Source organism: Actinomadura sp. CNU-125, assembly GCF_001942465.1.
Lineage (GTDB): Bacteria > Actinomycetota > Actinomycetes > Streptosporangiales > Streptosporangiaceae > Spirillospora.
Genome location: NZ_MKJY01000383.1, coordinates 1 through 3,865, shown reverse-complemented (window position 1 = coordinate 3,865; position 3,865 = coordinate 1). Strand labels below are relative to the sequence as shown.

Sequence of the window (3,865 nt, the reverse complement as noted above, 5' to 3'; positions counted from 1 at the left end):
TCATCGCCGAGGTCCCGCCCGGCGACGACCGCGCGGGCACCGGCCCCGACGGTCACGGCGCGGACCCCGGCCGGGGAGAGGGGGGCGAGCCGTGACCCCGGTGCCCGAGGACGTCGTCGCCGCGGCCGCGGTGCCCGCCGATCCCCCGCTGCTCGGCGGCCTGCTGCCCGCCCTCGCCGGCCTCCTGCGGGGACGGCCCGCCGACCGGCTCGCCGGACTGCTGGCCGCCGGGCCGCTGACCGCCCTGGCGGCGGCCCTGCTCGCCGCGCCTACGGCCGCCCCGCCTACCTGGACGTCGCGCTGGTGCTGGCGCTGGTGGCGTCGGCCGGGTCGCTGGTGTTCGCCCGGTTCCTGGCCCGGACGCTGTGAGGAGCGGCGCGCGATGACCCTCACCGCGTTCGCGCCGCGCTCGTCTGGGCCGGGACGGCCGTCGCGGTGGTGTCGGCGCTGCGGCTCGCCGCCACCGGGGACGCCGCCGCGCGCCTGCACGCGTCCGCGCCCGTCACCGCGGCGGCCGTCCCGCTGGTGGCCGCCGGGCTGGCGCTGCTGCCCTGGTCGTCCTGGCACGACGTCGCCAAGCTCGCGGTCATCGCGGTGCTGCTGACCGGCAGCGGCCCCGCCGCGATGATCATCGCGGGGCAGGCCGTGCACCGCCCTGCCGGACGGGACGAAGCGGGCACAGAAGCGGGCACCGACTCAGGCGCCGACGGTGCCGGGGGCGCGCGATGACGCCCGCCTCCGGCGCCCTCACCTCGCACACCGTCGTGCATACGACCGCGCACGCGCCGACCGCGGCGGCGTCGGCGCTGTCGGGCGTCCTCGCCGACGTCCTGCTGATCACCGGGCTCGGGCTGGCGGCGTTCACCGCCACCGCGGTCGTGCTCACCCGCGCGCCCGTCCGGCAGGCGATCGTGTTCTCCGGGCACGGGCTCGTCCTCGCGCTGCTGTTCCTGATCCTGCAAGCCCCCGACGTCGCCCTGTCGCAGATCGGCGTCGGCGCGGTCGTCGTCCCGCTGATCGTCGTCCTGACCCTGCACGCCACCCGCCGCTACCGCACCGCCGGCGACGACACCGGCGCCCACGGCGACACCGGCGGCGGCACCGCGCGGAACGAGACCGGACGGGACGACACCGGACGGGACGGGGGCGGACGCCCGGGAAGCGACCCGCGGTGAACGCGCGCGCCCGCCTCCTGCTGTTCGCCGCCGGAGCCGCCGGATGCGCCGCGCTGTTCGCGCTCGGCGTCCTCGGCCTGCCCGGCTTCGGCGGCGCGTTCCACCCCTACGGCGACCGCGCCGTCCGGCACGCCCTCCAGCAGGGCACCGCCAACGCCGTCGCCTCGGTCACCTTCGACCAGCGCGCCTTCGACACCGTCGGCGAGGAACTGATCCTGCTCGCCTCCGCCCTCGCCGCCGTCGTCCTGCTGCGCGCCACCGGACACGAGGAGACCGCCGACGGCGACGCCACCGCGCACGGGCCCGCGGACGTCCCCGACGCGCTGCGCGCCACCGGCCGCCTGCTGCTGCCGCCCGCCCTGGTCATCGGCGTCTACATCGTCGCGCACGGCCACCTGTCCCCCGGCGGCGGATTCCAGGGCGGCGTCGTCCTGGGCACCGCCGTGCACCTGCTGTACCTGGCCGGGGACTACCCGGCGCTGCGGCGGCTGCGGCCGCTGCCGCTGCTGGAGGCCGCCGAGGCGCTGGCCGCCGCCGCGTTCGTCGGGGTCGTGCTCGCCGCCGCCGGGCCGATCCCCGCGCTCAACGCCCTGGTCGCCGCCGAGGTCGGCTGCGCCCTGACCCTGCTCATCGCCCGGTTCTTCGAACAGGCCCTCCTGCGCCGCGAACCGCGGGAGGGCCGAGGACGCCCATGAGCCACCTGCCCCACCTCGTCGCCGGGTACATCCTGCTGATCGGCCTGTACGGGGTCGTCACCAGCCGCGACCTCGTGCACGCCGTGGTGTGCCTGTCGGTCGCGCAGTCCGGCACCTACGTCCTGCTGCTGGCGATCGGCTACCGGTACGGGGCCACCGCGCCGGTGTTCTCCGACCGGCCGCCGCCGCCCGCCGGGAGGCCCGTCACCGACCCGGTCGTGCAGGCGATGGCGCTCACCGACATCGTCGTCGGCGCCACCGTCACCGCGCTGCTGCTCGCCCTGGCCGTCCAGATCGCCCGCCGCCGCGGCACCCTGGACCCCGGCGGGCTGCGCTCCCTGGAACCGTGACGGCGCGATGATCCTGCAGCTGACGATCGCGGTGCCGGTCATGGTCGCCGCCCTGACCGCCGCCACCGGACGGTGCTGCCGCGGCCCGCCGTGGACGCCGCGGCCCTGGCCGCCGCGCTCACCGTCGCCGCCCTGTCGGCGCTGGCCCTCGCCCGCGCCGCCGGCCGCACCCGCGTGGAGTGGCTCGGCGGGTGGGGGCCCGCCACCGGCGTCGGGATCCCCCTGGTCGCCGACCCGCTCGCCGCCGCGCTCGCCCTGACGGCCGCGCTGCTGACCGTCGCGGCGCTGGTGTACTCGTGGCGGTTCTTCGCCGAGGTGCAGGCGATCTTCCACACGCTGATGCTGCTGTTGCTGGCCGCGATGTGCGGGTTCGTGCTCGCCGGGGACCTGTTCACCCAGTTCGTGTTCTTCGAGCTGATGGGGGTCGTCGCGCTCGGCCTCACCGGGTACCGCTCGGAGGAGCCCGCCACCGTCCACGGCGCCGTGAACTTCGGGCTGATCGTGTCGCTGGGCGCCTACCTCACCCTCACCGGCGTCGCGCTGGTCTACGGGCGCACCGGGCAGCTCGGCCTCGCCGCCGCCGGACGGGCGCTGGCCGGGACGCCGCCCGGCGATGCCGCGACCATCGCCGCGTTCGCGCTGATCTGCACCGGCTACCTGGTCAAGGCCGCCGCGTTCCCCTTCCACTTCTGGCTCGCCGACGCGCACGCCGTCGCCCCCACTCCCGTGTGCGTGCTGTTCTCCGGCGTCATGGTCGAGCTGGGCGTGTACGGGGTCGCGCGCGTGCACACCGTGGTGTTCGAGGGGCTGGTGCCGCTTCGGGGCGTGGCGGTGCTGGGCGCCGCCGGGGCGCTGCTGGGCGCGGTCATGTGCGTCCTGCAGACGCAGGTGAAGCGGCTGCTGGCATACTCGACGATCAGCCAGTCGGGGCTGCTGCTGGTCGGTGTCGCCGCCGCGAGCCCCGGCGCGGCCGCCGGGACCGCCTACGCGCTGGCCGGGCACGCCGCCGCCAAGGGCGCCCTGTTCCTGGCCGCCGGGGTGCTGCTGAACCGGCACGGCACCCTGGACGAGCACGATCTGCGCGGCCGCGGGCGCCGCATGCCCGTCGCCGGAGCCACTTTCCTGCTCGGCGGGCTGGCCCTGGCCGGGCTCCCGCCGGGCGGGCCGTCCGCCGGGCACGCCGTCACCGAGCACGCCGTCCGCGCGCTCGGCTGGTGGTGGTACGTGCCGCTGTCGATCGCGGTGTCGGCCCTGACCGCGGGCGCGGTCCTGCGGGTGTGGGCGGGGTGTTCCGCGGCACGCCCACCGGGGGCCCGCCCGGCGACCCCGAGGACCCCGAAACCTCCACCGGGCTGCGGCACGCCCCCTGGACGATGGTCGCCCCCGGCCTCGCGCTGGCCGCCGCCGCGCTGCAGGCCGGGCTGCTGCCCGCCGCGCCCCTGGACCGTGCCGCCGCCGTGTTCGCCGACCCCCGCGCCTACGCGGCCGCGGTGCTGGGCGCGCGTCACCGGTGTCGCCGTCCACCCGTCCCACCCGTGGGCGGCGTCGGGGCTTGTGGTGTCGGCCGTCACCGTCGGGCTGGCCGTCGTGGTCGCCGCCGCGCGCGGACGGCCGCGGCGGCGCTACGGCCGACCGTGCGGGCGGT

5 protein-coding genes and 1 pseudogene are annotated in these 3,865 nt (G+C 77.6%); all 6 read left to right on the top strand.

Annotation, left to right across the window (positions count from 1 at the left end):
* Positions 1-369: MrpF/PhaF family protein (locus BJF79_RS62935; RefSeq protein WP_262402977.1), on the top strand; the 369-nt coding region annotated here is incomplete at its 5' end.
* A 51-nt stretch (positions 370-420) separates the two neighbouring features.
* Positions 421-729: pseudogene (locus BJF79_RS34270) on the top strand (monovalent cation/H(+) antiporter subunit G); the annotation flags it as partial.
* Positions 726-1,175, top strand: a complete 450-nt coding sequence (locus tag BJF79_RS34265) for a Na(+)/H(+) antiporter subunit B (RefSeq protein WP_075903680.1) — start codon at positions 726-728, stop codon at positions 1,173-1,175. The pseudogene BJF79_RS34270 and the gene BJF79_RS34265, both read left to right, overlap by 4 nt.
* Positions 1,172-1,870: an MnhB domain-containing protein gene (locus BJF79_RS34260; protein ID WP_075903678.1), complete on the top strand. Its 699-nt coding sequence runs from the start codon at positions 1,172-1,174 to the stop codon at positions 1,868-1,870. Before BJF79_RS34265 ends, BJF79_RS34260 begins: the two co-directional genes overlap by 4 nt.
* Positions 1,867-2,220: a sodium:proton antiporter gene (locus tag BJF79_RS34255; RefSeq protein WP_075903676.1), complete on the top strand. Its 354-nt coding sequence runs from the start codon at positions 1,867-1,869 to the stop codon at positions 2,218-2,220. Before BJF79_RS34260 ends, BJF79_RS34255 begins: the two co-directional genes overlap by 4 nt.
* A 90-nt stretch (positions 2,221-2,310) precedes the next feature.
* On the top strand, positions 2,311-3,865 hold a 1,555-nt coding region (locus BJF79_RS34250; protein ID WP_262402976.1), incomplete at its 3' end, for a complex I subunit 5 family protein.

What these genes read in the sequence shown, in the direction of transcription:
- BJF79_RS34265 (WP_075903680.1), top strand. Translation starts at nt 726, where the DNA reads ATGACGCCCGCCTCCGGCGCCCTCACCTCGCACACCGTCGTGCATACG.
- BJF79_RS34255 (WP_075903676.1), top strand. Translation starts at nt 1,867, where the DNA reads ATGAGCCACCTGCCCCACCTCGTCGCCGGGTACATCCTGCTGATCGGC.